Annotated in this window: 2 protein-coding genes; both read right to left on the bottom strand. The window is 65.4% G+C overall.

From position 1 onward, the window contains the following. Positions 1-35: 35 nt before the first annotated feature. Complete coding sequence (locus CCR95_RS18950; RefSeq protein ID WP_201097391.1) at positions 36-3,857, bottom strand: conjugal transfer protein TraG N-terminal domain-containing protein; 3,822 nt, start codon at positions 3,855-3,857, stop codon at positions 36-38. Between the two features lie 74 nt (positions 3,858-3,931). Continuing rightward, positions 3,932-4,626: conjugal transfer protein TraH (locus CCR95_RS18945; RefSeq protein ID WP_201097386.1), on the bottom strand; the 695-nt coding region annotated here is incomplete at its 5' end.

The raw sequence follows: 4,626 nt of genomic DNA, 5'->3' as shown, positions 1-4,626 counted from the left end.
CTCGCCATCGCCGCGCCGCACGGGGGGCGCAGCCATCACGCGGGGCGGGGCGCGTTTGTCTCCTCGCCAGCACGAATGCCGCCCAGGGTTCCGATGACGACACCGTGGTCGAGGTGCGCCGCGTTCCTGCCATCGCCCGCGTAATAACTCACATTGGAGGCATCCTTCGGCAAGCCGGCCCAGATTTTCGAGAGATTGAACGCGAAGGCGTGGTCGTCGACGCGGCCTGCGATCCAGCCATTGACGCCTGCCTCGCTGACCAGCGCCAACGCCAGGCGATCCTGAAGCGCGGGGGTAAAGCGTTCGTCGCCGCTCAGTTGCAGACGCTCGGTCAGTGTCGCGAAGGTCTCGGGAATGAGCTGATAGCGTCCGATGGCCGATCCGCCATTGCCGTCAGCCAGCAACTGTTGCTGAAACGCCTTGACCTCATTGACCGTCAGCGCCGACAGATCGACCTGCTGCTGATCGGCGTGACCGTACCAGGCGTTGTAATTGCCGTGCGACTCCGGTGCCGAGATCAGATCCAGCACGCGCCCGAGGCCGCCCCCGGTCGCGCTGGTGTGGATCAGGGCGAGTCCGTCAGACATCCTGGCGTTTTTTTTTCCGTCATCGTCCGTGGACGGAGAACCGTGCGCTCCGAACGGTGCGGGTGACAACGCCTCGCCGTCAGGCGCGGTCGCGTTGTACGCGCCGATCAGGCGCAGGTCGGAATCGTCGCGCGAAGTCACGGAGCGCTCGATCAGGTCGGCGATGTTCTCGCCCGTCCCGGCGGGCGCTTCGGCGATGACCGCCGCGCGGGCGGTCTGCGACGCCGCGCTCGGCAACGCCGCGAAGAGATTCGCCGACGCTTCGCGATACAGGCCGGTTTGCGCCGGCGTCAGTCCGTGCCCCGCTACCTGGTCCAGGCGCGTGTCGATCATCGCTTGGCGGGCACGCTCCCAATTCGGGATGCTCCCCGCCGCCGCCTCGCCGGCCTTCCAGGCCGCCACCGGATCGCCGGTCTCGATGAGCGTCGATCCGAACGCCTTCAAGTCCGCGCCCAAATTAACGATTTCGGCACCTAGGCTGGCCTGGGTCAGCGCCAGAGTCTCGCCGGTCTGAATCATCAGGCCGCCAGCTTCGTGTTGGGCCACGCGTGCCGCCGGTCGCGGCAACTCCGCTTCGTGTCGCAGGTTGTCGGCGAGATGCGCCAGTTTGTCGTGGTTCAATTGGCGATTAAAGTCCGCGCCCTGGTTCGACACCGCAGCGCCAGCGTCGGTCGCGAAGGCGGTCACCGCGTCGCGTCCTTGCGCAACCTGGGAAATCGTGCCGTCGGCATTCACCCGCATCGACGCCAACCCGGCGCCGACCACGCCGCGCACGTCCTGCAACCCGGCGCCCTCGACCGCCGCGCGCACCGCGCCTTGAGCCGGACCCTGGGTGGCCAGCCCGGCATTGACCTGGGGATCGATGCCCTGGGGAATCGGCACCCCGAGCAGGTCCGAATAGACGCCCATGGCGGCCCCTTCGGCCTGCTGTTTTTCCGCCGGGGTCATCGTGTCGAAGCGGTCCCCGCCATACTGGCCGAGCAGCATTCCCATCCCCGCCATCGCGTGCGCTTGGGCGGGATCGCCGACCACGCCGGCGGCTTGCAGCGCGTCGGCTTGTTTCGCCACGTCGCCCGCCAAGCCGAAGCGATCGATCGCCTGCGCCAAGCGGTGTTGCGCGCCTGGATGCCGCATCAGCATTCCCGAGGTGTCGATCGCACTGTAGCTGGCGCTCGTCCCCGCCGAGCGCGCAAAGGTGGCCGCTTCTTCATACGAACGCGAGGTACTGATGACATTCGAGGCGCTCTGCGTGAGTTGCGTGTTTTCCGCTTGGCTCAGTCCCTCCGTGAACCCCTCGCCTTGGGTGCGCGACACGTCCGACGCGAGTCCTTGGCTGAAGCCCGCTTGCAGCTTCTCGTCGGTATTCACGCGGTTGACGATGGCCTGCGCGATCGCCGTCTCCCGGCCATCGGTGATCCCGTATTTCTGTTCGATTTTCCCGGCCAGCGAGGCTCCGATGCCGCCATCCCGTTCGCCCGCGTTTTTCCCCGTCAACCCCGCCGTGAGCAGCGTCGACATCCCTTCGGTGCTGATCCCGGTATCCTTGAAACTGCGCGACAGGTCTTCGGCGGCCGAGCGGGTGGCGTCAGTCGCCTGGGTATAGGTCGCGCCGAATTTATCGCTTAACGCGAACTGGGTAGCGGACTGGCTGTTGGCGGCGGCGGTGCGCGCGAAGGCTTGACCGACGCTCGATTGGAAGCTCTCCTGTGCCTGTTCGGCCTGGGTATCGGCGGATTTCAGGCTGGACTGCGCCGTCTGTCCGGCATTGAAGGACCAGGACAGACCGCTTGCCCCCGGTGCGCTGGTGCCGCCCAACGCCGTGTGTTGCTGCAAGGGTCCGTTGGTCATGGCCGCCCCTGGCTGCAAAATGTCGGGGGAGGTCATTTTTTCGTTGATGTGATCCGCCCCTTGCAGCCGTCCGGCCAGATGGGTGGCGGTGATGGCGCTGCCGTAGATCAGCATCAGACTGATCGCCGGGGTCGAGGCGATCAGGACGCCCGCGGTGCCCAGGTAGTCCTGCAACAGCAGATCGCTCTCGTAGAGCGCCCGGAACGAGGGCAGGACCGCGCCGTTGTGGGTCGCCAGCGCCTCGAACGCGCGTTCCGTGACCATCAGAAGATACAGATTGGAGATCGCCAGGATCGGCATCCACAACTGGATCCACAACCCGAACATCAGGTATTTGCCGACCATGCCGACGCCCAGCGGTCCCAGACCGATTGCAAACGCCATGAACGGGCCGATGGCGAAAATAAAGCCCTCGAAGTAGACCATCATGGGACGCATGATCTTAATAAACAGCGTCTGTTCGGTCGCCCACTGACTGTTGCGCTGGGCGATCGCCTGCGCGGCTTGCGCCGCCGCGCCCGCATCGCCGAGATCCCGGTAATGCTGGATCACGCCCTTCTCGACCATCGGCAGGAGCGCGGCCATCGTCATGTACTGCTGGGCGTCGACCGCCCCACCGGCGAGCGCGGCGAGCGCCCCGCTGACCCGCGTCGTCACCGAGCCGCTGGCGGTGCCGAGCTTGGCGGCGAGCGAGGCTTGAAACGCCGGCAGGAACGCGAGACTGGTGTAGTCTTTGAGCTTGGTATAGGCGTCGACGCAGGTCAGGGTTTCGCGCGCCAGGCCGAGCGAGATTTCGGTCGTCCCGGTGACGATCGGCGTTTGCAGCGCCGCATCCACGGTCGTGGCTTTCAGCAGGCGATCCAGGGTCGCGCCGTCGATCTGGCGATCCACGCCATAGAGCACGCAATCGGCCACGTAGTTGATCCACGACTGTTCGACATTCGCCCCGGCGCTCGGGCTGTTGGCATCGCCCATAGTCAGCCGCGAGAGGGCGGTCTTGCGCACCGTGGCGAGCACCTGCAAGGCGTCGACATAGCCGTGCTCGGTCATGGTGGGCGTGGCGAAGGCTTGCTCGAACAAGCGCGTGATGCCATAGCCCAGATTCGACACCGTGGAGCCAACCAGCGCCGGGCCGAGCGGCACGTTATCGACCACGCGCGCGGTGCCCGAATAGGCCCCTTCGATGGTGACCGACACCGTGGGGACGAACAGCAGGGAATACAGAATGAACGACACCAGCAGGTGCTGGAACTTGATGCTTTGAGCGCCCTGCAGCAGCCCCTGGACGGCGATGATCAGAAAACCGATGAGAAAGCCGATGCTGACGAATTGGACGAAATCCCCGGAGGCGAACAGCATCGCCACGGCATTGAGCACCTGTTGGAGAAACACCGGATCGCCGATGGAATAGATAGTCCACATGGAAGAAATGTCCTAAAGGAAGGTCCGAACCGCTGATGCGCAGGGGAAAAGCGTCGACGCTGCCAAGCGACCCGCTAGGGTTCGGCGTCGCCTTGCAACACGTTGGCCTGCACGAGATCGAGATAACTGACCCCTTTGCGCGTCGCGAGCAGGGTGCGGAAGCTCTCCAGCAGGGCGTTGGGGTTGCCGTAACGCGCCGCCAGGGTGTCGGATTCGCGCCAAATGTCGGCGCGCACGGATTCGAGTTGTTGCAGCAGTTGCGTGGTATGGGTGTGATCCAGCCCGGCGGTGGCCAGACGGACGCTTTTCAGCATGTCGCGGACCATGACCTGCACCAGTTCGATGGCAACGATCGGGGCGGCGCGTTCGGCGAAGGCGAACGCCATCCCCGGCTCCGCGACCGCCAGGGTGCGAATCGCCCCGCCCAATCCCCAGGGCGCGTGTTCCATCAAGCCCTGTTCCTCGGGGGTCAGTGCCTCGACCCCGAGCATGAATTTCCGAATCAGTCCCGTGCTTGAGGCATTGCCGATCAGCAGATCGCGCACGCGCGGGATCATGCCGTCCAGGGTCACGGATTCCTTGGTCGGGGAGCGGCATTCGTCGCGCGACGGACAGCGCCAGAGCATCACGGTTTCCCCGCTATCGCGGTTGCCATTGAGCAAATCGCTCACGCTCAAGGTCGCCTCCAGCGTCGTCACGGGGAGACTGTTGCCGCCATCGGGACTGGGTTGCGGCCCGCCGGCCTCGGAGCCGACGATCAGGCTGCCGG

Source organism: Thiocystis minor (assembly GCF_016653465.1).
Lineage (GTDB): Bacteria > Pseudomonadota > Gammaproteobacteria > Chromatiales > Chromatiaceae > Chromatium > Chromatium minus.
This window is presented reverse-complemented; position numbering and strand designations above follow the sequence as displayed.

Excerpts from the sequence above, each read along its gene's own strand:
- CCR95_RS18950 (WP_201097391.1), bottom strand. The coding sequence starts at position 3,857 with ATGTGGACTATCTATTCCATCGGCGATCCGGTGTTTCTCCAACAGGTG.